General features: G+C 70.8%; 29 protein-coding genes and 1 tRNA gene. 16 read left to right on the top strand and 14 right to left on the bottom strand.

Going from position 1 to position 25,755, the window contains the following annotated elements; genetic code table 11:
- Position 1 precedes the first annotated feature (1 nt).
- The gene (locus OG381_RS25185) at positions 2-295 is read left to right on the top strand and encodes a hypothetical protein (protein WP_327718331.1); all 294 of its coding nucleotides are present in this window, start codon (positions 2-4) and stop codon (positions 293-295) included.
- A gap of 43 nt (positions 296-338) precedes the next feature.
- Positions 339-1,286 (top strand): Yip1 family protein, encoded by a 948-nt coding sequence (locus OG381_RS25180; RefSeq protein ID WP_327718330.1) that lies wholly within the window; start codon positions 339-341, stop codon positions 1,284-1,286.
- Between the two features lie 73 nt (positions 1,287-1,359).
- Here the strand turns inward: OG381_RS25180 and OG381_RS25175 are convergent, their stop codons facing one another.
- Complete coding sequence (locus OG381_RS25175) at positions 1,360-1,857, bottom strand: phosphoribosyltransferase (RefSeq protein WP_327718329.1); 498 nt, start codon at positions 1,855-1,857, stop codon at positions 1,360-1,362.
- Positions 1,854-2,429: a dCTP deaminase gene (dcd, locus tag OG381_RS25170; RefSeq protein WP_013001952.1), complete on the bottom strand. Its 576-nt coding sequence runs from the start codon at positions 2,427-2,429 to the stop codon at positions 1,854-1,856. Before dcd ends, OG381_RS25175 begins: the two co-directional genes overlap by 4 nt.
- 502 nt (positions 2,430-2,931) lie before the next feature.
- On the opposite strand from dcd, the gene OG381_RS25165 reads away from it, so the two are divergent.
- The 6 genes from OG381_RS25165 (at position 2,932) to OG381_RS25140 (ending at position 7,233) form a co-directional block, all read left to right on the top strand.
- A tRNA-Gly gene (locus OG381_RS25165) sits at positions 2,932-3,005 on the top strand.
- Between the two features lie 118 nt (positions 3,006-3,123).
- The gene (locus OG381_RS25160) at positions 3,124-3,567 is read left to right on the top strand and encodes a DUF5990 family protein (RefSeq protein ID WP_327718328.1); all 444 of its coding nucleotides are present in this window, start codon (positions 3,124-3,126) and stop codon (positions 3,565-3,567) included.
- A gap of 411 nt (positions 3,568-3,978) precedes the next feature.
- Complete coding sequence (locus tag OG381_RS25155) at positions 3,979-4,182, top strand: cold-shock protein (RefSeq protein ID WP_004986771.1); 204 nt, start codon at positions 3,979-3,981, stop codon at positions 4,180-4,182.
- A gap of 245 nt (positions 4,183-4,427) precedes the next feature.
- A complete protein-coding gene (locus OG381_RS25150; protein ID WP_327718327.1) occupies positions 4,428-5,936 on the top strand; it encodes a DEAD/DEAH box helicase in 1,509 nt (502 codons plus the stop codon).
- A gap of 53 nt (positions 5,937-5,989) precedes the next feature.
- The gene (locus OG381_RS25145; RefSeq protein ID WP_327718326.1) at positions 5,990-6,328 is read left to right on the top strand and encodes a CBS domain-containing protein; all 339 of its coding nucleotides are present in this window, start codon (positions 5,990-5,992) and stop codon (positions 6,326-6,328) included.
- Between the two features lie 551 nt (positions 6,329-6,879).
- Positions 6,880-7,233, top strand: a complete 354-nt coding sequence (locus OG381_RS25140) for a helix-turn-helix domain-containing protein (RefSeq protein ID WP_327718325.1) — start codon at positions 6,880-6,882, stop codon at positions 7,231-7,233.
- A 110-nt stretch (positions 7,234-7,343) separates the two neighbouring features.
- Here the strand turns inward: OG381_RS25140 and OG381_RS25135 are convergent, their stop codons facing one another.
- Genes OG381_RS25135 through OG381_RS25115 form a run of 5 tightly spaced genes read right to left on the bottom strand, consistent with a single transcriptional unit; the run spans position 7,344 to position 12,997 of the window.
- Positions 7,344-7,982 carry a hypothetical protein gene (locus OG381_RS25135; RefSeq protein WP_327718323.1) on the bottom strand — a complete coding sequence of 213 codons (639 nt, stop codon included), beginning with the start codon at positions 7,980-7,982 and terminating at the stop codon, positions 7,344-7,346.
- On the bottom strand, positions 7,979-9,451 hold the full coding sequence (locus OG381_RS25130; protein WP_327718322.1) for a HAMP domain-containing sensor histidine kinase: 1,473 nt from the start codon (positions 9,449-9,451) through the stop codon (positions 7,979-7,981). The genes OG381_RS25135 and OG381_RS25130 overlap by 4 nt, the downstream gene beginning before the upstream one ends.
- Positions 9,448-10,131 (bottom strand): response regulator transcription factor, encoded by a 684-nt coding sequence (locus OG381_RS25125; RefSeq protein ID WP_327718321.1) that lies wholly within the window; start codon positions 10,129-10,131, stop codon positions 9,448-9,450. Before OG381_RS25125 ends, OG381_RS25130 begins: the two co-directional genes overlap by 4 nt.
- A 23-nt stretch (positions 10,132-10,154) precedes the next feature.
- Positions 10,155-11,789 (bottom strand): murein biosynthesis integral membrane protein MurJ, encoded by a 1,635-nt coding sequence (murJ, locus tag OG381_RS25120; protein WP_327718320.1) that lies wholly within the window; start codon positions 11,787-11,789, stop codon positions 10,155-10,157.
- Positions 11,786-12,997 (bottom strand): lipid II:glycine glycyltransferase FemX, encoded by a 1,212-nt coding sequence (locus OG381_RS25115; protein WP_327718319.1) that lies wholly within the window; start codon positions 12,995-12,997, stop codon positions 11,786-11,788. The genes murJ and OG381_RS25115 overlap by 4 nt, the downstream gene beginning before the upstream one ends.
- Positions 12,998-13,224: 227 nt before the next feature.
- Here OG381_RS25115 and OG381_RS25110 point away from each other — a divergent pair, with 227 nt between their 5' ends.
- The 8 genes from OG381_RS25110 (at position 13,225) to OG381_RS25075 (ending at position 19,551) form a co-directional block, all read left to right on the top strand.
- Complete coding sequence (locus OG381_RS25110) at positions 13,225-14,427, top strand: L,D-transpeptidase (RefSeq protein WP_327718318.1); 1,203 nt, start codon at positions 13,225-13,227, stop codon at positions 14,425-14,427.
- Positions 14,428-14,560: 133 nt separating this feature from the next.
- The gene (locus OG381_RS25105) at positions 14,561-14,812 is read left to right on the top strand and encodes a hypothetical protein (protein WP_327718316.1); all 252 of its coding nucleotides are present in this window, start codon (positions 14,561-14,563) and stop codon (positions 14,810-14,812) included.
- A gap of 155 nt (positions 14,813-14,967) precedes the next feature.
- Entirely contained in the window at positions 14,968-15,522 is a 555-nt protein-coding gene (locus OG381_RS25100) for a DUF5994 family protein (RefSeq protein WP_327718315.1), read from the top strand.
- The gene (locus tag OG381_RS25095; RefSeq protein ID WP_327718314.1) at positions 15,519-15,695 is read left to right on the top strand and encodes a hypothetical protein; all 177 of its coding nucleotides are present in this window, start codon (positions 15,519-15,521) and stop codon (positions 15,693-15,695) included. The genes OG381_RS25100 and OG381_RS25095 overlap by 4 nt, the downstream gene beginning before the upstream one ends.
- A gap of 207 nt (positions 15,696-15,902) precedes the next feature.
- On the top strand, positions 15,903-17,411 hold the full coding sequence (locus OG381_RS25090; RefSeq protein WP_327718313.1) for a DEAD/DEAH box helicase: 1,509 nt from the start codon (positions 15,903-15,905) through the stop codon (positions 17,409-17,411).
- Between the two features lie 208 nt (positions 17,412-17,619).
- Positions 17,620-17,988, top strand: a complete 369-nt coding sequence (locus OG381_RS25085; protein ID WP_327718312.1) for an STAS domain-containing protein — start codon at positions 17,620-17,622, stop codon at positions 17,986-17,988.
- 64 nt (positions 17,989-18,052) lie between these two features.
- Positions 18,053-18,787 (top strand): ANTAR domain-containing protein, encoded by a 735-nt coding sequence (locus OG381_RS25080; protein ID WP_327718311.1) that lies wholly within the window; start codon positions 18,053-18,055, stop codon positions 18,785-18,787.
- Positions 18,784-19,551 carry a GAF and ANTAR domain-containing protein gene (locus OG381_RS25075; protein ID WP_327718310.1) on the top strand — a complete coding sequence of 256 codons (768 nt, stop codon included), beginning with the start codon at positions 18,784-18,786 and terminating at the stop codon, positions 19,549-19,551. The genes OG381_RS25080 and OG381_RS25075 overlap by 4 nt, the downstream gene beginning before the upstream one ends.
- 402 nt (positions 19,552-19,953) lie before the next feature.
- Here OG381_RS25075 and OG381_RS25070 read toward each other — a convergent pair whose 3' ends face one another.
- The 7 genes from OG381_RS25070 to OG381_RS25040 all read right to left on the bottom strand — a co-directional run bounded on the left by OG381_RS25070 (position 19,954) and on the right by OG381_RS25040 (position 25,102).
- Complete coding sequence (locus OG381_RS25070) at positions 19,954-20,739, bottom strand: calcium-binding protein (RefSeq protein WP_327718308.1); 786 nt, start codon at positions 20,737-20,739, stop codon at positions 19,954-19,956.
- A 104-nt stretch (positions 20,740-20,843) separates the two neighbouring features.
- Complete coding sequence (locus OG381_RS25065; protein ID WP_327718307.1) at positions 20,844-21,572, bottom strand: DUF4232 domain-containing protein; 729 nt, start codon at positions 21,570-21,572, stop codon at positions 20,844-20,846.
- A 261-nt stretch (positions 21,573-21,833) separates the two neighbouring features.
- Positions 21,834-23,183, bottom strand: a complete 1,350-nt coding sequence (locus tag OG381_RS25060) for a phosphatase PAP2 family protein (RefSeq protein ID WP_327718306.1) — start codon at positions 23,181-23,183, stop codon at positions 21,834-21,836.
- 206 nt (positions 23,184-23,389) lie between these two features.
- The gene (locus OG381_RS25055) at positions 23,390-23,692 is read right to left on the bottom strand and encodes an SCO5918 family protein (protein WP_327718305.1); all 303 of its coding nucleotides are present in this window, start codon (positions 23,690-23,692) and stop codon (positions 23,390-23,392) included.
- 98 nt (positions 23,693-23,790) lie between these two features.
- Positions 23,791-23,994 carry a cold-shock protein gene (locus tag OG381_RS25050; RefSeq protein WP_046247661.1) on the bottom strand — a complete coding sequence of 68 codons (204 nt, stop codon included), beginning with the start codon at positions 23,992-23,994 and terminating at the stop codon, positions 23,791-23,793.
- A 250-nt stretch (positions 23,995-24,244) separates the two neighbouring features.
- Positions 24,245-24,565: a MerR family transcriptional regulator gene (locus tag OG381_RS25045; RefSeq protein ID WP_327718304.1), complete on the bottom strand. Its 321-nt coding sequence runs from the start codon at positions 24,563-24,565 to the stop codon at positions 24,245-24,247.
- 111 nt (positions 24,566-24,676) lie between these two features.
- Positions 24,677-25,102, bottom strand: a complete 426-nt coding sequence (locus tag OG381_RS25040) for a hypothetical protein (RefSeq protein WP_327718303.1) — start codon at positions 25,100-25,102, stop codon at positions 24,677-24,679.
- Positions 25,103-25,755: the final 653 nt, after the last annotated feature.

Genomic DNA, 25,755 nt, shown 5'->3' with positions numbered 1-25,755 from the left:
CGTGCGCATCCGTACGACGCTCGCGGCCCTGCTCGAGACGATCGGCGGCAAGGAGAACGCCGGCTCGCTCACGATCGTCCCGGCCGGTAAGAAGGGCCTGTCGCCCGGCACGTCGTACGGCTACCAGCAGGACACCGCCGGCGCCCCCGGTGAGAACGCGGGGGACGGCGCCGGGTGGTTCCTGAAGGGCACCTCGACCCGGCTGAGGACGAAGGGCGTGGTGAGCTTCGGCGCGGGCTCGATCGGCCTGGGCGCACACCCCCAGCCGGAGCTCGGTACACCGATCACGGGCTGACCCTCACGACGTGTCAGGGACAGTCATGACAACCCCTTAGGGGATGTCACAGCTCGGCAGCAAAGCCGGGCCCGAACCCCCGGGCCCGGCACGCGGCTCGCCGGGACCAGGTACGTTCGAAGGCGTGGCTGGATTCAGGATCGGACGCGGCCGGGACAACGGCGCTCCTCACACGCGACCGCAACAACCTCCGTACGGGCAGCAGGCCCCGCAGGGACCGTCGTACGGCGGCTACCCCGCGCCGCCCGCGCCCCCGCACCCGGGGCAGCAGCAGTACGGCGGCCCCCAGGGCGGCGGCTACGACGAGCCGGAGTACTTCGGCGACGGCGGCCACGACCCGTACGCGGCGAACAACCCGGGTCACACCCAGGCGTTCTCCGTCAACGAGGACCCCTACAACCAGGGCGGCACGTACCGCGCGGGCTCGACCCCGCCGGCCGGCCCGGTGGGCCCCCGCCTCCACTGGAAGGACCTCCTGAGGGGCATCGTCACGGCCCCCAACCGGACCTTCCTCCAGATGCGCGACTACACGATGTGGGGCCCTGCCCTGATCGTGACGTTCCTCTACGGCCTGCTCGCCGTCTTCGGCTTCGACGGCGCCCGCGAGGACGCGATCAACGCCACCCTCTCCAACGCGGTCCCGATCGTCCTGACGACGGCGGTCGCGATGGTCCTGTCCTCCTTCGTGCTGGGCGTGGTCACCCACACCCTGGCCCGCCAGCTCGGCGGCGACGGCGCCTGGCAGCCCACGGTCGGCCTCTCCATGCTGATCATGTCCCTGACGGACGCGCCCCGCCTCGTCCTCGCCATGTTCTTCGGCGGCGACGCCACCTTCGTCCAGGCCGTCGGCTGGGCGACCTGGGTGGCCGCGGGCGCCCTCCTCACCCTGATGGCCTCCAAGTCCCACGACCTCCCCTGGCCCAAGGCCCTCGGCGCGGCATCGATCCAACTGATCGCCCTCCTGTCGATCGTGAAACTGGGCACCTTCTAGAAGCCACCCCTCCGCACACACCGAAAAGGGGCTCCCCACGACGGGGAGCCCCTTCTTCGTCACGCCAACCTGCTCAGGCGTCGAGCACCTGCCCGGACCGCTTGATCACGGGAGGTTCGACGGACCACGGGAAGTTGATCCAGTCGTCCGTCCGCTTCCACACGTACTCGCACTTCACCAGCGACTGCGTCTTCTCGTAGATGACGGCGCTGCGGACCTCGGCGACGGTGTCGAGGCAGAAGTCGCGGACCAGCTTGAGGGTCTTGCCGGTGTCGGCGACGTCGTCCGTGATGAGGACCTTTTTGGAGGAGAAGTCGATGACGTTGGGGACGGGCGCGAGCATGACGGGCATGTCGAGGGTGGTGCCCACGCCGGTGTAGAACTCCACGTTGACCAGGTGGATGTTCTTGCAGTCCAGCGCGTACGCCAGGCCGCCCGCGACAAACACGCCGCCGCGGGCGATGGAGAGGACGATGTCGGGCTCGTAGCCGTCGTCGGCGATGGTCTGCGCGAGTTCACGGACGGCGACGCCGAACCGCTCGTACGTCAGGTTCTCCCGTACGTCGCTCATACCTGCGTCCTGTGGAAGTTGAGGAAGGAACGGGAGGCCGTCGGGCCGCGCTGGCCCTGGTAGCGGGAGCCGTAGCGCTCACTGCCGTAGGGGAACTCCGCCGGCGAGGAGAGCCGGAACAGGCAGAGCTGGCCGATCTTCATGCCGGGCCAGAGCTTGATGGGGAGGGTGGCGAGGTTGGAGAGCTCCAACGTCACGTGCCCGGAGAAGCCGGGGTCGATGAAGCCGGCGGTGGAGTGGGTGACGAGGCCCAGGCGGCCGAGGGAGGACTTGCCCTCCAGGCGCGAGGCGAGGTCGTCGGGGAGGGTGATGACCTCGTACGTCGAGGCGAGGACGAACTCGCCGGGGTGGAGGATGAAGGGCTCGTCGCCCTCCGGCTCCACGAGGCGCGTGAGGTCCGCCTGCTCGACGGAGGGGTCGATGTGGGGGTAGCGGTGGTTCTCGAACACCCGGAAGAAGCGATCGAGGCGCACGTCGACGCTGGACGGCTGCACCATGGATTCGTCGTAGGGATCGATCCGCACTCGCCCGGAATCGATCTCGGCCCGGATGTCCTTGTCTGAGAGAAGCACGCCCCGAGGATACGCAAGGCGCGCGGACCGGCCACCATCGGACGGTCCGCGCGCCTGGGTACTACTCCTTTACTGCTTCTCCAAGGTCACCGGAACGACGTTGCGAAGCCGGGCACACCGAGGGCATCGGACGAGTCGCCCGGGACCGAGCCGCTCGGCCTGCTGCATCGGGAACGAAGCGGTGCTGAACACGTGCCCATCGGCACAACGGACGACAGTGCGCTCCATCAAGTTCTGGAGTCCCTTCCCCAAGAGCCGCGTCCGGCTGCTGCTCGCCGGACGACAAAAGCCACATTACGGGATGGAAGGAACGAGTCTCCAGGCGGCACTCCGACCTCTCCCGGACCCTCTCCCACCTCTCCACCGTACGCCCCAACTCCGGCGCCCCGCAGCCCCATCGCTCCCCTGAAACGCACTCAGACCCCACGGCTCCGGCGCCGGGGGTCTGGCATGAGGTAGAGTGACAGAGCGTTCCGACACCGGTCTCAAATCGGCGTCTTACGCGGGTGTAGTTTAGTGGTAGAACATCAGCTTCCCAAGCTGAGAGTGCGAGTTCGATTCTCGTCACCCGCTCCATATCGAAGCCCCAGGTCGACGACCTGGGGCTTTTTCGTGCGCAGAACCTGGGCGCACTCGAAGGGCACAACCCGCTTGCAGCCGAGGGAGCTTGGGGCGATGCCGGATGATGGCGGCCATGCGCATCCGCATCGACGCCATCGACCTGCCCGGCCGCACCCACCCCGCCTACGACAACGTCCATGTCGCCGTGCAACGCCGCGACCGTCCGGCCGAGCTTCTCGAGCCGCAGCCCGGGGACGCGCCGTCCGCGACGTGGACCCTGGAGTGCAGCACCAGCTCCTCGCCGGCCGGTACCGAGGTCACGGGCCCCTATGTGCAGAACCGTCTGGGGCGGCGGTTCATCTATCTGTCGTGGGGCACGGTCGACGAGTCGGGCATGTTCACGATGTTCCGGCGCGCCAAGCTCCTGCTCGACGTCATCCCCGCCGACACGCTCGCCGCCGCCGCGCGCGACGGACTGCTGGTCGGGCGGCTCGGGCTGACCGACGCGCGGGGCGGGCCGCTGTGCGCGCGGGTCGAGCCCCCGCTGATCACCTGGACCGCGGCGCACGCCGGGTAGATGCCGCACGTCGGTGTCGCCTCGTGCGGCGGATGTGACATTCGTTGCGTCAGCGGGGCCCGGGCGCGTTCGCCGGTGTCCCGTCCGGCGAGGGCGCCGGGAGCGGCGTGCGGCCCATCGCCGGAGGTCATGGCGCTGCGGGCGGAAACGTTCGCCAGAAAACAGCCCGCCCGCGCGGGTCAATATCTGTATCCGTGAAGTGAGAAATGGCTGCGGTGCACTGCGAGTATTCCTCGCCCGTCAACCCCAGTGGAATTACAGACCGCACAGGGTCGATCGCGGCATGCTAATGTCGTTGTCAGTTGCAGGTGTGGTTGCCAGAGGGTTCATTTTCCGACGGGTTAATCAGCACGGGCGACGCGGAATCCACACAGGGTGAATTCCGGAAATCGTCTCCGAAGGAGAATTGACATGGCTACTGGCACCGTGAAGTGGTTCAACGCGGAAAAGGGCTTCGGCTTCATCGAGCAGGACGGCGGCGGCGCCGACGTCTTCGCCCACTACTCCAACATCGCCGCCCAGGGCTTCCGCGAGCTCCTGGAAGGTCAGAAGGTGTCGTTCGACATCGCGCAGGGCCAGAAGGGCCCGACGGCCGAGAACATCGTTCCGGCCTGACCACCGGCAGCAACACATTCTTCGCAGCTGGGGCCCGCACCTTGGGGTGCGGGCCCCGGCTCGCTGCTTTTCAGAGCGCGTGACGGGAAGGCTCCATCGCATCACCTGACGGTGATGCATTCCCCCGTCGATCCGATTCGGCGCTCATCATCACCGGGCCGTTCTCGTGATTATCTGCGCCGTTCCTTTTGCTGCGGAAACTCCTTGCTACGTGCCTACGTGCTCACATCGAGGAAAGGTTCCGCTTGAACCGCGCACGCACCGCCCGCACTGCCCGCACCACCTCCCGCCCGACCCGGACCTCCTGGAGCTCTTCCGCCCAGCGCTCCGGTGCTCCGCGGCGTTCCAGCGGCAACAGCGGGCGCCGGCCGGCCCCGCTCCAGGGCGAGTTCGCCCTCCCGGTGACGATCACTCCCGCACTGCCCGCGGTCGAGTCGTTCTCCGACCTCGCCATGCCGACGCCCCTGCTGGCCGCGCTCGGACGCGAGGGCATGACGGTGCCGTTCCCCATCCAGGGCGCGACGCTGCCGAACTCCCTCGCCGGACGTGACGTGCTCGGCCGCGGCCGTACCGGGTCCGGCAAGACCCTCGCCTTCGGCCTCGCGGTGCTGGCCCGTACGACGGGCCGCCGCGCGGAGCCGGGGCAGCCGCTCGCCCTGGTCCTCGTCCCCACCCGCGAGCTCGCCCAGCAGGTGACCGACGCGCTCACCCCGTACGCCCGCTCCGTGAAGCTCCGGCTGACCACCGTGGTCGGCGGCATGCCGATGAGCAAGCAGACGCGCGCCCTGCGGGCCGGTGTGGAGATCGTCGTCGCGACACCGGGACGGCTCAAGGACCTCATCGACCGTGGCGACTGCCGCCTGGACGACGTCGACATCACCGTCCTCGACGAGGCCGACCAGATGGCCGACATGGGCTTCATGCCCCAGGTCACCGCCCTGCTCGACCAGGTACGTCCCGGGGGGCAGCGGATGCTCTTCTCGGCCACCCTGGACCGCAACGTCGACCGGCTGGTCCGCCAGTACCTGTCCGACCCGGTCGTCCACTCCGTCGACCCGTCGGCGGGTGCGGTCACCACGATGGAGCACCACGTGCTCCACGTGCCCGAGTCGGACAAGCACCGCACGACCACCGAGATCGCGGCACGCGAGGGCCGGGTCCTGATGTTCCTGGACACCAAGCACGCCGTGGACCGGCTGACCCAGCACCTGCTGAACAGCGGCGTCCGCGCCGCGGCTCTGCACGGTGGCAAGTCCCAGCCGCAGCGCACCCGGACCCTCGCCCAGTTCAAGACCGGGCATGTGACGGTGCTGGTGGCGACCAACGTCGCGGCCCGCGGCATCCACGTCGACAACCTCGACCTGGTCGTCAACGTGGATCCGCCGACCGACCCCAAGGACTACCTGCACCGCGGCGGCCGTACCGCCCGTGCCGGCGAGTCCGGCAGCGTCGTCACCCTCGTGACGCCCGGCCAGCGCCGTGGCATGACCCGGTTGATGGTCTCGGCCGGCATCACCCCGCAGATCGCCTCCGTGCGGTCCGGTGAGGCGGAACTGACGCGGATCACCGGCGCCCAGGCCCCTTCCGGTGTCCCGGTCGTCATCAAGGCACCGGTCGTGGACCGTCCCCGCCGCACCGGGTCCTCCGGGGCCCCCTCGTCCCGAGGCCGTCAGGACCGCTCCGGTCGTGGACGCGCCGCCGGAGGAGCGGGACGGCGCCGTGCGCAGCGGCCCGCCCTCGACACCGCGGCCTGACCCCTGCGGCTCGCAGCATCGTCCAGCAGCTCCCCATCTCCGAGGAGGCACCTTTGACACCGGTACGGACACAACGACAGCACGCGAACCCGGCTCACCTGGCCGTGGTCGACGTCATGGACACGTCCGGGCCCCGGGTCCGGGACGACATGACCGTCGAGGTCGCGCTGTCCGTCATGGCCGGTGCCCGTGTCGAGTTCCTCCTCCTGGTCGACGGGGACGACCAATGCACCGGCTCGGTCACGCGCGCCGAACTCGCCGCTCACCGCGAGAGTTCCGCGTACACGGACCGGGTCCGGCTGCGGGACGTCCTCGACGCGGCGATCACCTCGCCCGTCTCTCGGCGCACCGTCGTCGCGGAGCACGGGCGGGCCCTGGTTCGCCTCGGCTGAGAAGAACCACCTTCAGGATCCCGGTGCGGGCCCTGCCGACACACGTCGGCAGGGCCCGCACTGCTGTCTGGACGCCCGTTTTCGCCGCCACGGGGAGGCGGAGGGGAGAGGCACGTCACCCTTAGTGACGGAACGAAACTACCTGCCCCTCCAAGAAGCTGAAATCTGTCCTTGCCGGAGTAGACATTGGGCTCCGACACGGTTAGGCTTTTCTCATCGAAGACGGATCAGTGACACCCGGCAGACACGAACTGGCGGGATTGCAGTACCTGAAGTTCGCAGGCCAAGTGGTGGATACAGAGCAAGGACGGAGGACGGACGCCATCAGGATCGCCCGGTCGGAGCAGTACTCGGCCGGGTACCGCAAGACCCCGGATTGGAAGGTGGTCCCCGGTCACGCAGCCGCGATCCCCGCACCCCCTCCAGCAGGGCCGGTAGCGGAAACAGCAGGTCGGCACAGCACAAGAGCCGACAGATGGTGTTGAATTTCCTTCGGGGCCCTGGTGCCGTACGGCACCAGGGCCCCTCGACGCGTTGTCCTACGAGGTGACATGACAGCAGATACCCCCCTCGGTAATCGTCTCGACGACGACGACTACCCCGCATACACGATGGGGCGGGCCGCCGAGATGCTCGGCACCACCCCGGCCTTCCTGCGAGCCCTCGGCGAGGCTCGGCTGATCACTCCGCTGCGCTCGGAGGGCGGTCACCGCCGGTACTCGCGCTACCAGCTGCGGATCGCGGCGCGCGCCCGCGAGCTCGTCGACAAGGGCACCCCGATCGAGGCCGCGTGCCGCATCGTCATCCTCGAGGACCAGCTCGAGGAGGCTCAGCGCATCAACGCCGAGTACCGCCGCCGTGCCGGAACCGAGGCGCACGGCGGGTCCGTACCCGGTACGAGTTGATCATGTGGACGGAAGGTCGAGTACCCGGAAGGCCGCCGCGAGGTGAATCGCCTGCCCGATGATCTCGTCCTCGCTCCCCCCGACACCTGGCCGCCCCCTGCGACGCCGCCTCAGCCGCTCGCGCCGGACGACGGGCCCGCTCCCCGGGTCCCGGTCACCGTGGGTACGTTCCCCGCACTGCCGGGAGCGAGTCCGCAGGTGCCCGACCTCGACGCCCCGTCCTGGCCTCGCAGCTCCACGACGATCCGGCCCTCGGCGTCCTGGCTGTAGGCGATCGTGCAGGTGAGCTGGCGCAGGGCGATGGCATCCAGCCCCTCCAGGGCGAGGGGAAGGCGGGCCGTGACCCTGCCGTTCACGGAGGTGTCGACCTTGACGACGCTGCCGCGGTCGGCGGCGGGGAGGGCCGTGGTCAGGCCCGCGGCACGGTCCACGTCCCCCGGTCCGGCGAGGAGCGCCGCGACGACCTTCTCCGTCGGCACGGGCCCGTTCGACTCCTGGTCCCCGGCGGTCGCCGTGTGGAAGACTCCGCCGTCGGACACGGTGGAGGGCCCGGGCGACCTGATCACCGGGCTCAGCCCTCCGTCGGGGGAACGGAAGAAGAGCAGCATGTCGTCCTCGCGGTTGAGGAAGGCCTGAACGCTGGCGGGACCACCCGCCCCGATGACGTCGGTCTCCTGGATACCGCAGCCACCGAGCAGCGGTACGCCGGCCGCGACGGCGAACACCACGGCCGACACACGTCGCCTCATCCGCCGGCCCCCTCCGAGTGAAGCGGTATCTCGACGGCGAAGACGGCACCGCCCCCGGGCCGGTTCCCGGCGTGGATCGTGCCGCCGTGCAGCTTCACGTTCTCCAGCGTGATCGCCAGTCCCAGGCCGCTGCCCGCCGAACGGGTACGGGCCGCGTCGGCCTTGTAGAAGCGGTCGAAGATGTGCGGGAGCGATTCCGGGCGGATGCCGGGCCCGCTGTCCACCACGTCGGTGATCAGCACGGGCCGGCCCGGAAGGCGTTCCTCGGTGCGCAGCCGTACCGTGACGGGCGTACCCCCGTGCCGCAGGGCGTTGCCCACGAGGTTGGCGATCACGACGTCGAAGCGGCGCGGGTCCAGCCGCGCCCGGATGCCCTCGGGGAGTTCGGTGCGGACCCGGTCGTCGGTCCAGTGCCGGTTCTGCAGGGTCTTGCGGATGGCCACGGCCACGTCGACCTCGTCGGCGTTCAGCTCGGCCGCGCGGGCGTCGAAGCGGGAGATCTCCATCAGGTCCTCGACGAGGACGGCCAGCTTTCCGGTCTCCGCGCTGACCAGCCGGACCGCCCGGGCGGTGTCCGGGTCCAGGCCGTCCGCGTCCTCGTCGAGGACCTCGGTGACGGCGAGCATTCCGGCGAGCGGGGTGCGCAGTTCGTGCGAGACGTCGGAGGCGAAGCGGCGGGCGCGCTCCTCGGCCTCGCGCAGTTCCCGCACGGACCGCTCCAGTTGGCCCGTCGACTCGTTGAACGTGCGTGCCAGGTCGGCCAGTTCGTCGCTGCCGCGCACCCGGATCCGGGTGTCGAGCCTGCCGCTGCCCATGTTCCGGGCCGCCTGGCGCAGCTCCCGCACCGGACGCAGCACGCTGCGCGCGGCGATCAGGGCGGGTATCAGCGCGATGGCGAGGCCGGGCAGGGCGCCGTCGCGGGCGGCGATGAGGAGCGCGTCGACGTTGATCTGCTCGTCCGTCATCCGCATGACGGCGTACAGGACGAGCCCGGTGGGCAGCACGCTGTCCGGGCTGGTCTTGAAGACGGTGGGCATGGCGATGGTCAGATAGGGGACGCCGTCCTTGACGACCCGTTCGAAGCTGCCGTGGGGGTTGGCCCGTGCGGCGCGGCGCAGTTCGGGGGTGATGACGGTGGAGACCGGGTTCTCGCCGGAGGAGGCGCGGAGCGAGCCGTACTCGGCGAAGACCACCCAGGGGTGCGGCTTGCCCTTGCGGGCGATGTCCCGCAGGACCTCCTCCATGCCCTCGTTCTGTACGGGCAGGGCGAACGCCGTCTGCTGGACCTGTTCGCGGAAGGAGGTGACCGCCGTGTCCTGGGCGGTCACCAGCAGCGAGTTGCGGGCCTCACGGTAGGTCAGCGCGGCCGTCGTGCCGGCGCTGACGGCGGCGACCAGCAGGAAGGCGAGCAACAACCGCGCGCGCAGCCCGAACGCCCTGACCCGCGAACGCTGCTCGCCGCCGCTCACAGCGGCCCGAAGCGGTAGCCGAAGCCCCGCAGTGTCTGCACGTAGCGGGGGCTGCCGGCCTCGTCCTCGATCTTGCCGCGCAGCCGGCGGACGCACGCGTCGACCAGGCGGGCGTCGGCGTGGTAGCTGTGGTCCCAGACGTGCTCCAGCAGTTGCTGCCTGCTGAACACCTGCTCGGGGGCGGCGCAGAGGTGCAGCAGCAGCTTGAGCTCCGAGGGGGCGAGCGCCAGCGGGCGGCCGGCCTTGGTGACGGTCAGCCCGACGCGGTCGACGGTGAGGCCGCCGTAGACCTCGATGGCCGGGCGGCCCGGGCCGCTGTCGTCCAGGCGGCGCAGCACGGCACGGATCCGGGCCTCGATCACCTCGGGGCGGGCGGGCTTGACGATGTAGTCGTCGGCGCCCGCCTCCAGGCCGATGACCACGTCGAAGTCGTCGCCGCGCGCGGTGAGCATGATGATCGGCAGCTGGCTCTCCTCGCGGACCTGCCGGCAGACCTGTACGCCGTTCATCCCGGGCAGCATCAGGTCGAGCAGCAGCAGGTCGGGGCGGAACTCGGCCAGCGCGGCGAGGCCGGACTCGCCGGTCGCCGCCACCCGTACCTCGTGGCCGCGGCGGCGCAGACCGAGTTCGACCCCTTCGCGTACGGAGGGGTCGTCCTCGATGAGGAGCACGCGGGGCATCGGCAGTTCTCCCTCGGTGATGGTCAGGTCCGGGTCCGTCTGCGGCGTACGCGCGAGAGCAGTGCGTCGAGTTCGACGAGTCGCAGCGGACGGGTGAGCAGGGCGAAGGTGAGGACGACGGCGAGCGCCCCGGCAGTTGCGGCGACCAGGGCTCCCGCCCGTGCCGTGGCCAGGACCGCGAGGTGGCCGAGGACGGTGGCGGGGACGGCGGCGAGCAGCAGCCGCACGTGGGCGCCGGCGGCGGAGGAGCGCAGAGGACGGGCGACACCGAGTCGGCGGCTCAGCACCAGGCCGGTCACCACCCAGCCCGCGCACAGCGCCAGGGAGTACGCGCCCGCCATGCCGGTCACGGCCCAGCGGGCCGGCAGCAGGTGGGCGGCGGTCAGCGACAGGCCCGCGTTGAGGGCGACGATCAGCAGGTTGAGCAGGAACGGCGTACGGGTGTCGGAGAGCGCGTAGAAGGTGCGGGACAGGACGTACTGGCCGGACAGGGCGATCAGGCCCGGCGCGAAGGCCATCAGGATCCCGGCCATGGCGGCCGTGTCGTCGGCGCCGGTCCTGCCGTAGCCGAAGACGAGGGCCATCACCGGCTGGGCGAGGGCGAACAGGGCGCAGGCGGCGGGGACGACGGCCGAGGCGCTGACGCGCAGGGCGTGGGAGACGTCGCGTCGCACGGCGGCGGTGTCCCCGTCGGCGGCGGCCGCGCTCATCCGGGGCATCAGCGCGGTCACCAGGGAGACCGTGATGATGCCGTGCGGTACGACCCACAGGGCATAGGCGTTGTTGTACGCGCCGTAGCCGGGGCCGCCGTCGAGGCCCGCGGTGGTGGCCAGGCGGGTGGTGACCCAGTAGGCGGCCTGGTTGGCGAGGACCAGCAGCACCAGCCAGCCGGCCGCGCGCAGCGGGCGGGTCAGTCCGCTGCCGCGCCAGTCGAAGCGGGGCCGCCAGCGGAAGCGGGCGGCGCGCAGGGCGGGGACGAGGGCGAGTGCCTGGACGGCGATACCGGCGGTCGTGCCCCAGCCGAGGACGGCGGTCCCGGTCGCGGTGAGCGTGTCGCCACCGCCCAGGGCCAGCGCCAGGTAAAGGCCGAACACGGTCATGACGACGAGGTTGTTGAGGACCGGCGCCCACATCATCGCGCCGAACCTGCCCCGTGCGTTGAGGACTTGTCCGAGCAGCGTGAACAGTCCGAGGAAGAAGATCTGGGGCAGGCAGTAGCGGGCCAGCGCGGTGGTCATGGCCGCCTGCGGGCCGGTGTAGTCGGTGTACGCGTCGACGATCGCGGGGGCCGCCCATACGGCGGCCGCGGTGATCGCCAGCAGCGCGACGACGCACACGGTGACGAGCCGGTCGGTGTACGCGGTGCCCCCGTCGGCGTGCTCCTTGGCGGCCTTGACCAGTTCGGGGACGAAGACGGCGTTCAGCGCGCCGCCGAGGAGCAGGATGTAGACGATGGTGGGCAGGGCGTTGCCGACCGCGTAGCCGTCGGCGGTCGGCCCGATGGTGCCGAGCGCTGCCGCGACCACGGCGGAGCGGGCGAAGCCGGTGGCCCGGGACACGATGGATCCGGCGGCCATGACGGCACTGCTGCGTGCCGCCGTGTCCCTCGGCGCGGTGCTGGTCGGCGTCGTCGGCGGCGTCGGTGTCGTCTGTGTCATCGGCGGTTCAGATACGCCTGGAAGGCGCGGTAGAGCGCGTGGTTGGCGCTGCCGCCCAATGGTTTCTCCCATTCCCCCAGCGTCTCGACGACCTGCCCCCCGGTGCCGAGCTTCCACCGCAACAATCCGTACGCACGTTCCTCAGGATCGAGAGTGGAGGGTACCCCGCGCATGTCGTAGACGTCGGCGCCGAGGGCCTGGGCGTCCTGCATCATCCGCCACTGCAGGGCGTTGGAGGGGCGGACCTCGCGACGGTGGTCGGCCGAGGCGCCGGTCTGGTACCAGGCCCGGCGGCCCACCGTGATCATCGTGTGGGCGGCCAGGATCTCGCCTCGGTGGCGGGCGAGGTACAGCTTCATCCGGCCGGGTTCCTCGGCGTTGAGCGCCGCGTACTGGCGCTCGTAGTAGGCGAGCGAGCGGCCGAGCCGGAAGCCGTCGCGGCGCTCGGTGATGCCGAGGAGCCGGTAGAACTCGGGGAGTTCGGCCGTACTGCCCACCACCACCTCCACGCCCTCCTTCCGGGCCCGGCGCACATTGCGGCGCCACTCCTGGTTGAGCCCGGACCACAGGTCCTCGGTGCTGCGTCCGGCGAGCGGTACGTGGAAGACGTGCCGGGGCTGGGCGCCCCCGTCCCCGCCGGTCCCCTCTCCTCCCGTCCCGTCACCGCCGCAGCGCCGCCAGCCGCGGGCGCGCAGCCGCTCGGCGACGGCGGTGCCGAGCGGGTCGACCTCGCTGGCGAGGACGTCGCCGAGGCGCCGGCCCGGGCCGGTGAGCGCCTTGAGCCGGGCGGCGTCCCAGCGCCGGTAGGCGGGTGAGGGGCCGATGCGCACGGCGAAGGCGCCCGCTCCGCGCAGGTGTTGGAGGAGCGGGCCGAGCCAGCCGTCCACGTCGGGGTCGTTCCAGTCGGCGACCGGCCCTTCGGGAAGGTAGGCGAAGTACTTGCGGGTGCCGGGGAACTGCCGCAGCAGCACCACGGCCACACCCGTCAGCGCCCCGGCCTCCGGATCCGGTCCCCAGCCGAGCAGTTGGGCCCGCCAGCCCTCCTTGACGTCGGCCCAGGACGGGCATTGCAGGAAACCGGCGCCGAGAGCGGCCCCGTCGGGGGAGGCGAGGAAGGCGCGGTAGGTCTCCGCGGTGATGGTCCGCAGGGCCGTGCCCCGGTTCCGTGCGGGGGACACGCGGCTGGGCGGAACGAGCAGCGCTGACACAGTCTGAGCCTCTCCTTCTCCCCGGACCTGTCGCGGGGACGCAAAGGATGCTCACAGCGGTCCATGACCGCTCCGCGCGGCGAATGTGACCGGACCATGACCGTTCCTCACCAGTCGCCGTCACATTGCCCTATAGCGGCTGACCTCGGGTTTTCCGGCTCTACAGTCACGATATCGCCGACTCGTCCACCCCCTTGTCGCCCTTTCCTTCCCTTCCGGAGGTTCTGTTGTCGCGCACTCGTGCACTCGCCCATTCCCGCGTCCGAGCCGCCGTCGTGGCCGCCCTGCTGGCACCGCTCGCCGCCTGCTCGTCGACCGCCTCCTCCGGCGCCCCGGACGCCCGGGTGGCGCCCCGGGCCGACGACCGCCCGGTCAAGGTCACCGTCACACCCGAGGGGGACCAGGTCCGGGCGGGCGACTCCGTGCGGATCACGGCCTCGGGCGGCAGGCTCACCGCGGTGTCCGTCACCGACGCCGAGGGCCGCAGGCTCGCCGGCGAGGTCGCCGCCGACGGCCGCTCGTGGGTCTCCGGCCGCAAGGCCGTGCCCGGTACGTCGTACAAGGTGACGGCGGTGACCCGGACCGGGGCCGGAACCGTCCGGACGACCAAGTCCTCCTTCACCACGGCTCCGGCGGACAAGGTCAACAAGGTCGACTGGCGGCCGGGCACGAACACCACCGTCGGTGTCGCCCAGCCGATCTCCCTGGTCTTCGACAACCCGGTCAAGAACCGGGCCGCGGTCGAGAAGCAGCTCAGGATCACCACCTCGAACGACACCGAGGGCTCCTGGGGCTGGCTGACCGACTGGTCGGGCAGGGACCGGGTGGACTGGCGGCCCAAGTCGTACTGGAAGCCCGGCACCAAGGTCACGCTGAACGCCGAGCTGAACGGCACCGACTCGGGCACGAACGGCGGCTGGTTCGTACGCGACTACACGACCACCTTCACCATCGGCGCCCGGCAGATCGCCGAGGTCGACCTCGACAGCCACCAGCTCACCCTGGTCCGCGACGGCAGGACGGTCCGCCGTATACCGGTCTCCGGCGGCACCCCCGGCGGGGACAAGCGGTCCTGGCGCGGAACCGCCGTGCTCATGGCCAAGGAGGGCACCGTCAACATGAACTCCGAGACGGTGGGCCTCGGCAACGCCTACGACAAGATGGTCAAGCACTCGATGCGGCTGACCTGGTCGGGCATGTACGCGCACGCCGCCCCGTGGAACGCCGCCTTCTTCGGCAGGGCCAACCACAGTTCCGGCTGCATAGGGATGAGCGACGCGGACGCGGCCTGGTTCTACGACCAGGTGCGGCCGGGCGACCCGTTCGAGATCACCGGCAAGGACACCAAGGGCGTGGTCGCGCCCGGCAACGGCTTCGGCGCGTGGAACCTCTCCTGGGCCGAGTGGCAGGAGAAGAGCGCGCTGCGCTGAGATGTGTGCGGCACTTCTGGACGGTCGTGGTGCTCGGCGGGCGGCCGGTCGCTCGCGGGGGGCGTGGGACCCGCCGGAGTAGAGTGAGGGGTCCGGCCCGTGTCACACCGGGACATCGAACTCCGAGGTCGCCATGCAGCCCACGACAACGCCCTCGGACGGGCATGCCGAAGTCCGCATCGTCGCCGCCTCGCCCGAGGTCGCCCGCCGGGTCGCGGAGGTTCTCCGCCACTGCTTCGCCGCCAGCGAGCAGCGCAGCTACCCCGCCTCCGCCGACGGCGGCACCCGTCTCCAGCTCACCGTGGACACCACCCGTGCCGCCGAACCCGCACGGTCGTGGCTGGAGACCAGCGGACCCCCTGAGGAAGCCGGTCGGCGGACCTGAAGCGGCAGCCGGAACGCCCCGCCCGGCCCCTTCGGGGAGTAGCGTGAACGTATCGGGAGCACTTCGCGCACCGGCCCCGGCGCCGGTGTCGTTCCCGGTGAGCGACAACACCGGGCGGCTGCCCTCCCGCAGGGGTCCGGAGACAGGTTTGCGCGATGTCCGCGACCAGCTCGCCCACCCCGCTCCGAGCCGTTCCCTTCAGGCCCCCGACCGCGCGCCTCGCGCTGAAGTCCGCGAGCCGCTCCGGCGGGCCCACCGAGTTGGACGGCGCCTGGTGGCCTCGCTCCCGTGACCTGACGAGCGAACTCCCCGACCTGGCGGACATGCTGGATCCGCTGTGGGGCCGGATCACCCGTATCGCGGTCAACCCCCGCAACTGGCCGATCCTCCCGCCCAGGATCTACGTCAACGGCCATGTGGTGAAGGTCGGTTGGTTCACCTCGGAGCTGGATCCGCACGCGATCGTGCTGCTGTCCTTCACCGCGGGCCGCTGGAACCTCCTGGTCGTGCCCCCGGAGACCGGCGCCCCCTCGGCCGCCCGCCTGATGGCCGCCGCGAGCGCGGACACCGGCCCGCGGGTCACCGCGACGGCGCTCATGACGGCGGAACGGGCCCGCCAGGAACACCCGCAGGCCGACACGGACACGGACCTCGGCGACGGCGTCCTCCCGCCCCACGTCCTGAGCCACCACAACGCCGTGGGGATGTGACCGCCGTGGTCACCGCCCTGACCGTCAGTGCCCTGCTGATCCTGATCGTCGCCGCGACCCGCCTCTTCCACCGGTTCGAGGCGAGAAGCGGCGGCGGCACCTCCACGGGGGACCGCCCGTCCCGGGGCGTCCGGGCGGGCCGCGCCGAGGAACGTGGACCTGTGCTACCTTGATGTAAAGTGGCAGTTTTGGTTATCAGAGGCTTTGAGTGCTCTTCGACCTTCGTCGACGGGCACTCTTTTCGTTTCAAGACCTTCCGGGGCTTTTCAGATCTTCCCGTGGGGGTCACGCCGGGCCAGAAGGGCCGCAGGCCGAGAACATCGCCCCCGCCTGACGCTGGTCGCGTACGCGTGCACCGCCGTATAGAGGAAGGTCCCCCATTGAACCGCCCCGCCCGTAGGAACCCCAGCTCCTCCTCCCGCACCCGCGCGCAGGGGACGGGCCGCCAGAGCGCCGCCCCCTCCCGCACCGCCAAGAACACGGCGGCCAAGAACGGCACGTCCAAGGCCGGCCGCGGCGGACGCGGAGGCCGTGCCCCGGCACCCGGCGGGGAGTTCGCACTGCCGGTCACCGTCACCCCCGCGCTGCCGGCGGTCGAGGCGTTCACCGACCTCGACCTGCCGAAGCAGATGCTGGCCACCCTCGCCGCGGAAGGGGTGACCACCCCGTTCCCCATCCAGGGCGCGACGCTCCCCAACTCGCTGGCCGGCCGTGACGTCCTGGGCCGTGGCCGCACCGGATCGGGCAAGACGCTCGCCTTCGGTCTCGCCCTGCTGGCCCGTACGGCGGGACAGCGCGCCGAGCCCCGGCAGCCGCTGGCCCTCGTCCTCGTCCCCACCCGGGAACTCGCCCAGCAGGTCACCGACGCCCTCACCCCCTACGCCCGCGCGCTGCGGCTGCGGCTCGCCACCGTGGTCGGCGGGCTGTCGATCGGCAAGCAGGCGAGTGCGCTGCGCGGCGGGGCCGAGGTCGTCGTGGCGACGCCCGGCCGCCTCAAGGACCTCATCGAGCGGGACGACTGCCGCCTGGACCGGGTCGAGATCACCGTCCTGGACGAGGCCGACCAGATGGCCGACATGGGCTTCATGCCGCAGGTGACCGCGCTGCTCGACCAGGTGCGTCCCGGCGGCCAGCGGCTGCTGTTCTCGGCGACCCTGGACCGCAACATCGACAAGCTGGTGCGCAACTACCTGAACGACCCGGTCGTCCACTCGGTCGACCCGTCCGCGGGTGCCGTGGTGACGATGGACCACCACGTGCTGCACGTGGAGGACGACGACAAGCACGCCACCACGACCGAGATCGCCGCCCGTGACGGACGGGTGATCATGTTCATCGACAGCAAGCACGGCGCCGACCGACTGGCCAAGAAGCTCCTGGCCGTCGGCGTGCGCGCCGCCGCCCTGCACGGCGGCAAGTCGCAGTCCCAGCGCAACCGGGCCCTGGCCCAGTTCAAGGACGGTCACATCACCGCCCTGGTCGCCACCAACGTCGCCGCCCGCGGCATCCACGTCGACGACCTCGACCTCGTCGTCAACGTCGACCCGCCCGTCGACCACAAGGACTACCTGCACCGCGGCGGCCGTACCGCCCGCGCCGGCGAGTCCGGCACCGTCGTCACCCTGGTCCTGCCGCACCAGCGCCGCGACATGACCCGTCTGATGACCGACGCCGGCATCACCCCGACGACCACCCGGGTCCGCTCGGGCGGCGACGAGCTCAGCCGCATCACCGGCGCCCAGGCCCCTTCGGGCGTACCCGTCGTCATCGCCCCGCCGGTCACCGAGACGCGCCCCGAGCCGTCGGCGGCCGCCCGGCGCAGCCGCCGCGGAGGCCGTCCGGGCCAGGCCCGCCGCCGTTCCACTCCCACCAGGGGAACCGGCCGCTGACGGAGCAAAGGCCCAGGTCGTAGGCCCGGGCCTGGCTCTTGTATAGGCCGGGAGCCGAATTGGCAACTGTGCCCCGTCGATATGCCGTACGGCAGTAGGCTGGCCGTACGGCAGCCCGTGACCCCGGCCCTCTCCGTGAAGGTCCGTCCCGCGCAACAGAGGCCCTGCGCAGGCGCAAGCCATTCCATGACGGAAGAGATGGGGCCCTATGAGCCCGCATCCGGAACTGTTCGACGACTGCCGACTGGTCCGGCCCAGCGGTGAGCTGGACCTGACGACCACGCCGGCCTTCGCGCACGACCTGGAGAAAGCCCGCCGCGGCGACGACCGGCTGTTCCTGATAGTCGATCTGCGCGGCGTGACCTTCATGGACGGAAGCGTCCTGGACCCGCTGTGCGCGGCGTGGCACGACTGCCGCGGACGGGACGGCTGGATACGGGTCGTCCACACCGGCCGAGGGCCTGGACTCGTGTTCCGCGCCGTCGGTCTGCTGGCCCGTTTTCCCCGGTACGCCGACGTCGGCGATGCCTGGCTGGATGTACCCGCCGACTGTACGGCGATGGCCCGGGATACGTGATGTACTGCGCTGGCCGGGCGGCGCCCCGCCCCTGGGAGCCCCGCCCGCTGCGGAACGGAGCACGGTGATCAGCGAGGGCATGGCCGAGGTCCTGCGCTCACTACGACTGAGCGGGGTGAATGGTGCCGCCCAGGCGTCCGCGCGGGCCCTGGGCGCCGAGGGCGTCGCGCTGTCGGTGCTGGTGGGACCGGACCGGCAGGCGGAACCGCTGTGGTGCCACCCGGAGCTGAGCGCGCGGTTCGAGGAGCTGCAGTTCACGCTGGGCGAGGGCCCGGCACCCGACGCGATGCGCATCGGCGCACCCGTGCTGGAACCGGACCTGGCCCGGGTCCGCCCCGAGCGGTGGCCCGCGCTGCTGCCGGCCGCGCGGAAGATGGGCGTGCACGGGGTGTGCTGCTTCCCGCTGGGCATCGGGGCCATCCGCGTCGGCGTCCTGACCATGCTGTGCGACCCGGCCCGGCCGCCGGACGATCAGCAGTACGCCGACGCGACCGCCCTGGCCGCCGCACTCACCATGGCCTGTCTGGACGGGGAACACCCGGACCGGCGGAACCACAGGACCTCTGGCCTCAACGAGCTGCAGACGTCCTTCCTGCACCGCGCGGCCGTACACCAGGCCACCGGCATGATCAGCGTCCAGCTGGGCGTGTCCATGGAGATCGCCCTCCTGCGGCTGCGGGCCCACGCCTACGCCGGCGACCGCCCCCTCGGCGAAGTGGCGCAGGACGTGGTGGCCCGGCGGCTCCGATTCAACGACGACAAGAGCGGGCCGCATTCGCCCGACGGTGGAAAGGGATGATCGGCATGGCCCGCGAACGACGTCTGGCCGAGATCTTCGTGGAAGTCGCTGACTCCCTCGTCGAGGATTTCGATGTCATCGACCTGCTGCAGCGACTGTCCACCCGCTGCGTCGAGCTCCTCGACGTTTCGGCCGCCGGGATCCTGCTCGCGGACGCGCACGGTGAACTGCAGATCATCGCCGCCTCCGACGAACACACCCGCCTGCTGGAACTCTTCGCGCTCCAGCACGACCAAGGCCCCTGCATCGAGTGCTACCGCACCGGCACCTCCCGCACCAACATCGACCTGACCCGGCCGGAGAACACCACAGGCTGGCCGAGCTTCACCGCACGGGCCCGCGAGACCGGGTACGTGGCCACCCACGCCATCCCGCTGCGCCTGCGCCACCGGGTCGTCGGCGCCCTGAACCTCTTCCAGACCACCCCGCACCACCTGGGCGACGACGACATCGCCCTCGCCCAGGCACTCGCCGACGTGGCCACCATCGCGATCCTGCAGCAGCGCACCCTGGAGCGGTCGCACGTCGAGAACAGCCAGCTCCAGAACGCGCTCACCAGCCGCATCCTGATCGAGCAGGTCAAGGGCGTGCTGGCGGAACGCTGGGAGACCTCCGTCGACGACGCCTTCGCCACCTTCCGGTCGTACGCCCGCGCCCACCACCTGCGTCTTTCGGACCTCGCCACCCAGATCATCTCGGGCGGCTTCAACACCGCGTCCATCCCGGCCCCGGTGCCGGAGCGTCCCGGGGAACAGCTCGGCTGACGGCCGCCGTCCGTGCGTCCGGGCCCGGGCGGCGGCCGTCGGGGCTCCCGCACGCGGCCGTTCCCCCAAGTCGGGCGCGCGTCCGGGAGCCGGGTACCCCGCGTCGGGCCGTGCGACGGAGCGCGGGAGGCACCGCGCAAGCCTCGCGACGAGGGGCAGGCAGGAGTGGTGGGACGAGAATCGGTGATTGCCCGGGGTCATGGGGCACGGGCAGCTGACAGCTGCCGAACAGGTGCGTTCCAGCGGATTTCCGCGGGCGACCGAACACAGCCAGCCTAGGTCCGGTTCACCCTGGTGAGAACCCCCCGTCGGCTTCGTATGCGATGCCTGTACGACGAGGGCGCCGTCCCGGTGTGGACGGCGCCCGTGTCGGATGTCTGCTGAACCGCTTTGTTTACGTGGCTACTTGACGTCCACGTAGTCGCCGGCCGCGCTGACCGCCGGGGTCGTGGCGGTGCCCGCGAAGCTGTAGCGGTAGTAGCCGTCGACCGAGGCCTTGACGGTGGTGCTCAGGTTGCCCGTCGAGTTGGTCTTGATGGTCTTGACCGTGGTGTAGGTGGTGCTGCCCTTCTTGCGGAACTGCAGCTTCACCGGCTGGGTCGCGTACCCCGCGTACTTGTCGGTCTCCCAGTTCGCGCGGCTCAGCTTGCCGGTGACCGTGACGGTCTTGCCCTTCGCCACCGGTTCCGGCGAGGCGTTGACCGTCAGCTTCGAGGCGCGCTGCACCTTGAACGTGGTGGCCGCGTCCCGGTGGATGTAGTCGAGGTCGTTGGCCTTGACCGAGACGGCGAGGTCCCAGGTGGCCGCCGCGGCGTTGTTGACGACACCGTTGCCCCACTGCGGGTCGAACGTCAGCGTGCCCGTGCAGGTCGACGTGGTGTCGCTGACCTCGGTGCAGGTGATGTCGCCGTCGTCGAACCAGATGTCCACGAAGTTCGGACTCGGACCCCACCCGCTGATGTACGTGGCCTTGGCGATCCCCGAGTTGTCCGTCGCGGTCACGGAGACCTTGGCGGACACCGCGTTGGTGGTGCCGACGACGACCGGCTTGCCGCCGTTGATGACGACCTTGTCGAGCGTGATGTCGCCCGCGCTGCCGTCCTCCGCCTGGGCGGCGGTGGCACCGGTGACACCGGCGACCAGCGCGAGGCTGGTGCCGATCAGGGCGAGGCGCGTGGTTGCGCGCATGGATGTCCCCCCATGAAGTTTTGGTGATCAGAGGGAGCCTAAGGCGATGGCCAAGGGTTCAGCACGTTGTTAGTTCAACAGGTTCGTCACAAGGGGCCGCCGGGTCACCAGGTGAGTGCGTCGGCCATCGTCGACTGCCAGTACGAGACACGGATCGAGTCGTCGACGTACACGCCCTTCGCGGGCAGCGAGGGGGTGGCGGCGGTGTTCGCGGCCGCGTTGAAGTAGACCTCCAGGGACTTGGCCGTGTAGCCGTTGGAGCCGCTGCCGTCCGCCGCCGAGAGCAGGACGCTCGCGTAACCCGACTCGCCGGGGGCCAGCGTGACCACCGCCTGCGGCTTGGAGTCCTCGAAGACCGGCGGGACGGACTGGGCCTCGCCGAAGCGGACGGCCGGGTAGTCGATGAGGGTGCAGTTCTTGGAGCCGGTGTTGGTGACGGTGAGGAGAAGATGGTTCAGCGGCCGGGAGACCTCCTTGGCGGTCGTCCGGGTGGAGGTCTTGGCGCAGGCGACGGTGGTGGCCGACGAGTCCGACGCCGAGTCCGCCGAGCCACCCGTGACGCCCGAGGAACCCGACGTACCCGAGGAGCCGGTGGAACCGCTGGAACCCGAGGAACCCGTCCCACCGCTCGAACCGGCCGAGCCGCCCGTGGAGCCCTTGGAAGACCCGCTCGCCTCGGGCGAGGCCGTGGTGGAGGCCGTCGCCGTGGTGGCGGACTCCGTCGACGCACCCTCGTCGACGCCGTCTCCGTTGTTGCACGCCGTCAGCGTGAGCGTGGCGGCCGCGAGTGCGGCGGCGGCGAGCATTCGGGTGCGGTGGGTGCGAGTGAACATGTGAATCCCCCTGTGCGGTACGGGTGTTGGCATGGGCCGCTCGACCGGATACCGGGAGCGGCGCGCTTCGATGACAACAGCCTGCGCGGTGATCCGTCCCGACCGCCACGATTGCCGGGGTATTCGGGACGCCGGAACCCCTGAAACGCGTCTGACCTGGGGGAATGACCTCCCCCTGGAACGGTGGTCCGGGACGCGGGGGCCTTCACCGGTACGTCGACGGGACGCCGGACGGTCCGCCTACGACCATCCGCTCGGGGGTCAGACGGGTTCGGACTGGCGTTGCGGCTGTTCCACCGGAGCGGGTGCCTTCTCCCACTGGCCGGTGGTCCGTACGTAGCCGTAGATCACCGAGGCCATCGCCAGCAGGAGCAGTGGGCCGTAGAGCCATGGCTGCTCGGCCATCTGCACCGGCAGGAATCGGTACGCCAGCAGGAGTCCGGCGAAGACCGTGGCGCCGTAGGCGACCAGCTGGAGGCCCGACCGGTCCCAGGCGCGGTCGTAGGTGCGCAGGGCCGCCTCGATGGTGAGCACGAACACCACGCCGGCGACGAGGTCGACGCCGTAGTGATAGCCGAAGCCCAGCGTCGCGGCGAGCGTGGCCACCAGCCAGAACGTGCCTGCCCAGCGCAGCGCTCGCGGGCCCTTGCGGGAGTGGATGAAGATCGCGACGGCCCATGCCGTGTGCAGGCTCGGCATGCAGTTGCGAGGGGTGATGCCGTCGAACGGTATGGAGTGCGGGGTGGTGATCGGCGCGACCGTGTCCGGCCAGATCTGGGCCACCGCCCACTGTCCGGTGGAGTGGGTCTCCGCCCAGATGGCGACGTCGGCCCAGTGCTCGGTGCCGTTGCCGTAGGCGAAGATCGGTCCGACCACCGGGTAGATCATGTAGATGCCCGGCCCGAGGAGGCCGATCACCAGGAAGGTGCGCACCAGATGGTGGCGCGGGAAGCGGCGGTCGGCGGCCACGTTGCGCAGTTGGTACAGGGCGACGAGGACCGCGGCGACCGCGAGGTTGCCGTACACGAAGTCGAGGAGGTTGAAGCCGAACTTGCCGGTGGCCTCGACGATCCGGCCCACCACCCATGACGGGTCGCCCAGCGCGTGGTCGGCGGTCGCGACGTAAGGGTCGAGCACCGTCGGGCGGGTCTTGGAGGTGAGAAGCAGCCAGGTGTCCCCGGCCTTGCGGCCGGCCCCCAGCAGCAGTCCGAGGCCAGCGCCCTTCAGCAGCAGAACACGTTCCGCGCCGGTGCGTCGGGTGAGCGCGAAGACGGCGCAGCCCAGGATCACCCACAGTGCGCCGATACCGAAGGGATGGCCCTCCGTCACCTTGATGCCGGCCGCCCAGCGGACCAGTGCGATGACCGCGTCGATGCCGAGCGCGGTGCCGAGCGCGAGGAACCGCTGCCGCCAGGGGAACACGACCAGCGTCAACGCCAGACCGGCGTAGAGCAGTCCGCCCGACTTGGGGGCGGATATCAGCTCGCGCAGCTGACAGGTGAGCGGTCCCTGCAGACCGTAGTGACGTGCGGCGATCTCCAGCATGAGGAGGAACGCGAGGGTCACCGCGCCCGCGGCGACCCACAGCACCGCTCGCGACTGACCCTTCACTCGCGAAAGCACCCGTGGTGATATGTTTATCAACTTTGACCGATTTTTTACGTGTGAGGTGAAGTGGCTACGTATCGCGCCCGATGGGGGTGTTCGTCGCGAGCTCGAACATGTTAGCGGAGCCGCTCACAGGTTTCACCAAAATTAACCGACCGCACACCTTGGCGACCGTCGGTCACGGCCGTCGGCAGGAGGGGCGGGGCGGGTCAGCCGAGAAGGCGGTCGACCGAGCCGTAGGACAGGTCGGGGGCCGGGGCCGCCTTGGGGGGCGCGTTCTCGCAGGTGAAGCCGAGACGGACCAGGGCGCGGACCACTTCCGCGGCAGTGAAGTCACGGGGATCCTGACCCGTGATCACCGCTCCCACCTGCTTGACGGGGTACGGCCGGCCACCGATGGTGACCGAGGCGACGGAGGCGTCGGTGACCGGCTCGGGCCGGACCTTCTCCATCGACTTCTCCACTTCGGCCTTGGACAGGTCGAAGGGGTAACGGGCGATCACACAGCGCATGGTGCCTCACCAGGTCAGGGCGGATCCGGCGTGCGAACGGGGCCGGAGAAACGGACAGGGGCCCGCACCCAAGGTGCGGGCCCCTGCTCAGCCGTGTGTCAGGCGGGGACGATGTTCTCCGCCTGCGGGCCCTTCTGGCCCTGCGTGACGTCGAAAGTCACCTTCTGGCCTTCCTGAAGCTCGCGGAAGCCCTGGGTGGCGATGTTCGAGTAGTGAGCGAAGACGTCGGGGCCTCCACCCTCCTGCTCGATGAAGCCGAAGCCCTTTTCCGCGTTGAACCACTTCACAGTGCCGGTGGCCATGTGTTTTCTCCTACTTAGGCAGTGCTGGAACCCGCACCTCGCGAGCTCCCTCATCGCTGTCGATGATCACCTGCCCCGGGAAAACCGGCATGAATGGCAAGAATGGCAACCACAACTGCAACTGATATTCAGCCTAGCACGGACGAAATCGACGACAAGAATAAGCGGGCCGTCGGCGGAAAAACTGTCGGCGCCCCCGAAAGTACTTTTTCCTGACCGGTCGGATTTCTACTCCGGCGCAGTGAGATATTCACTCGCCGCGGCGCAGTTTCTCATTGGTGCGCAGCGCGTCGGCCAGCTGGTCCTCGAGGCCGATGATCCGGCAGACCGCCTCGACCGGGGTGCCCTGGTCGACCAGGTCGCGGGCGCGTGCGGCGAGGCGCAGCTGGTGGCGCGAGTAGCGGCGATGGCCCCCCTCCGACCGTATCGGCGCGATGAGTCCGGCCTCGCCGAGCGCCCTGAGGAACCCGGGGCCGGCGCCGATGACCTCCGCGGCGCGGCCCATGGTGTACGCGGGGTGGTGGTCGTCGTCGAGCCGGTCGACGGCGTGCGACCGGTCTTCCGAGAGCATGTGTGCCTTCCCGCGGACCGCCTGTCACGGCCCGCTCGGGGGAACTGGTTCCCGTAGCGGAATTCTAGTCAGCTTCGTCGAAATCCTGCTGTGACGAGCGCAGAATTCGTGTCAGCGGAGCACCAGGAGCCGGCGGTCGGCCGGTCGGGGCGCCCCTGGGATCCCGGCCGTGGGCAGACAGCGCCAGCCCCAGGACAGCAGTGCCTCGACCGTGTCCGTGTCGCCGCGGTCGACGAGCGTGACGCCGACCGCCGCGGTGTGATCGCTCAGCAGCCGTCTCTGCAGGCGCCGGGCGAGGTTCCACTCGCGGCTCTGGTCCTGGGTGCGCACGCGCCGCTCGACCAGGATGTCGCCGATCACGAACAGGCCTCCGGGGGCGGCGAGGTCCGGCAGGTCCGCGGGGAGGTGTCCGTCGAGCTCCTGCCACCAGGTGTCGTCGCCGAGTACGGGGAAGCCGTAGGCGCAGGCCGTGAGGACGGTGGCGCCCGAGGGGCGGGTGGTCTCCGCCACCAGCAGCTCGAACCCGGGCCGCCGCATGTGCTCCGCGAGCCGCCGGAGAAAGTCGGCGGACCTGGCCTGGGCGGAGGGGGCGAGGACGGCTGCCGGGTCCGGGAAGGAAGATCGGCCCGAGGACGACGGGAGGGCCTCGCCGGCAGAAGGGGGCGACGAGGCCGTGGGCGCCGCCGAGCGGATCGAACCGTCTGAGCGAATCGAGCCGTCCGAGGCTGCCGAGCGATCCGGGGCTGGACCGCCCGAAGGAGCCGAGCGACCGAGGACCGAGCGCGCCGAGGCCGAGACGCCCGAAGGAGCCGAGCGACCGGGGGCCGAGCGGGCCGGGGCCGAACCGCCCCGGTCCGGGGCTGGACCGCCCGGAGGAGCCGAGCGACCGGGGGCAGAGCGGTCCGGGGCCGAACCGCCCGAAGGAGCCGAGCGACCGGCGGCCGAGCGCGCCGAGGCCGAGCCGTCCGGAGGGGCCGAGCGACCGGGGGCCGAGCGATGCGAGGCCGAGACGCCCGGGGCCGAACCGCCCGAAGGAGCCGAGCGACCGGCGGCCGAGCGCGCCGAGGCCGAGACGCCCGGGGCCGAACCGTCCGGAGGGGCCGAGCGGCCGGCGGCCGAGCGCGCCGAGGCCGAGACGCCCGAAGGGGCCGAGTGGTCCGGGGCCGAGCCGTCCGGAGAGGCCGAGCGGC

Origin of the sequence: Streptomyces sp. NBC_00490, from assembly GCF_036013645.1 — a bacterium.
Classification (GTDB): Bacteria; Actinomycetota; Actinomycetes; order Streptomycetales; family Streptomycetaceae; genus Streptomyces; species Streptomyces canus_F.
This window is presented reverse-complemented; position numbering and strand designations above follow the sequence as displayed.

What these genes read in the sequence shown, in the direction of transcription:
- OG381_RS25180 (WP_327718330.1), top strand. Translation starts at nt 339, where the DNA reads ATGTCACAGCTCGGCAGCAAAGCCGGGCCCGAACCCCCGGGCCCGGCA.
- OG381_RS25175 (WP_327718329.1), bottom strand. Translation starts at nt 1,857, where the DNA reads ATGAGCGACGTACGGGAGAACCTGACGTACGAGCGGTTCGGCGTCGCC.
- OG381_RS25160 (WP_327718328.1), top strand. Translation starts at nt 3,124, where the DNA reads ATGCGCATCCGCATCGACGCCATCGACCTGCCCGGCCGCACCCACCCC.
- OG381_RS25155 (WP_004986771.1), top strand. Translation starts at nt 3,979, where the DNA reads ATGGCTACTGGCACCGTGAAGTGGTTCAACGCGGAAAAGGGCTTCGGC.
- OG381_RS25140 (WP_327718325.1), top strand. Translation starts at nt 6,880, where the DNA reads ATGACAGCAGATACCCCCCTCGGTAATCGTCTCGACGACGACGACTAC.
- OG381_RS25135 (WP_327718323.1), bottom strand. Translation starts at nt 7,982, where the DNA reads ATGAGGCGACGTGTGTCGGCCGTGGTGTTCGCCGTCGCGGCCGGCGTA.
- OG381_RS25125 (WP_327718321.1), bottom strand. Translation starts at nt 10,131, where the DNA reads ATGCCCCGCGTGCTCCTCATCGAGGACGACCCCTCCGTACGCGAAGGG.
- murJ (WP_327718320.1), bottom strand. Translation starts at nt 11,789, where the DNA reads ATGACACAGACGACACCGACGCCGCCGACGACGCCGACCAGCACCGCG.
- OG381_RS25105 (WP_327718316.1), top strand. Translation starts at nt 14,561, where the DNA reads ATGCAGCCCACGACAACGCCCTCGGACGGGCATGCCGAAGTCCGCATC.
- OG381_RS25100 (WP_327718315.1), top strand. Translation starts at nt 14,968, where the DNA reads ATGTCCGCGACCAGCTCGCCCACCCCGCTCCGAGCCGTTCCCTTCAGG.
- OG381_RS25085 (WP_327718312.1), top strand. Translation starts at nt 17,620, where the DNA reads ATGAGCCCGCATCCGGAACTGTTCGACGACTGCCGACTGGTCCGGCCC.
- OG381_RS25075 (WP_327718310.1), top strand. Translation starts at nt 18,784, where the DNA reads ATGATCGGCATGGCCCGCGAACGACGTCTGGCCGAGATCTTCGTGGAA.
- OG381_RS25070 (WP_327718308.1), bottom strand. Translation starts at nt 20,739, where the DNA reads ATGCGCGCAACCACGCGCCTCGCCCTGATCGGCACCAGCCTCGCGCTG.
- OG381_RS25065 (WP_327718307.1), bottom strand. Translation starts at nt 21,572, where the DNA reads ATGTTCACTCGCACCCACCGCACCCGAATGCTCGCCGCCGCCGCACTC.
- OG381_RS25055 (WP_327718305.1), bottom strand. Translation starts at nt 23,692, where the DNA reads ATGCGCTGTGTGATCGCCCGTTACCCCTTCGACCTGTCCAAGGCCGAA.
- OG381_RS25050 (WP_046247661.1), bottom strand. Translation starts at nt 23,994, where the DNA reads ATGGCCACCGGCACTGTGAAGTGGTTCAACGCGGAAAAGGGCTTCGGC.
- OG381_RS25045 (WP_327718304.1), bottom strand. Translation starts at nt 24,565, where the DNA reads ATGCTCTCGGAAGACCGGTCGCACGCCGTCGACCGGCTCGACGACGAC.
- OG381_RS25040 (WP_327718303.1), bottom strand. Translation starts at nt 25,102, where the DNA reads ATGCGGCGGCCCGGGTTCGAGCTGCTGGTGGCGGAGACCACCCGCCCC.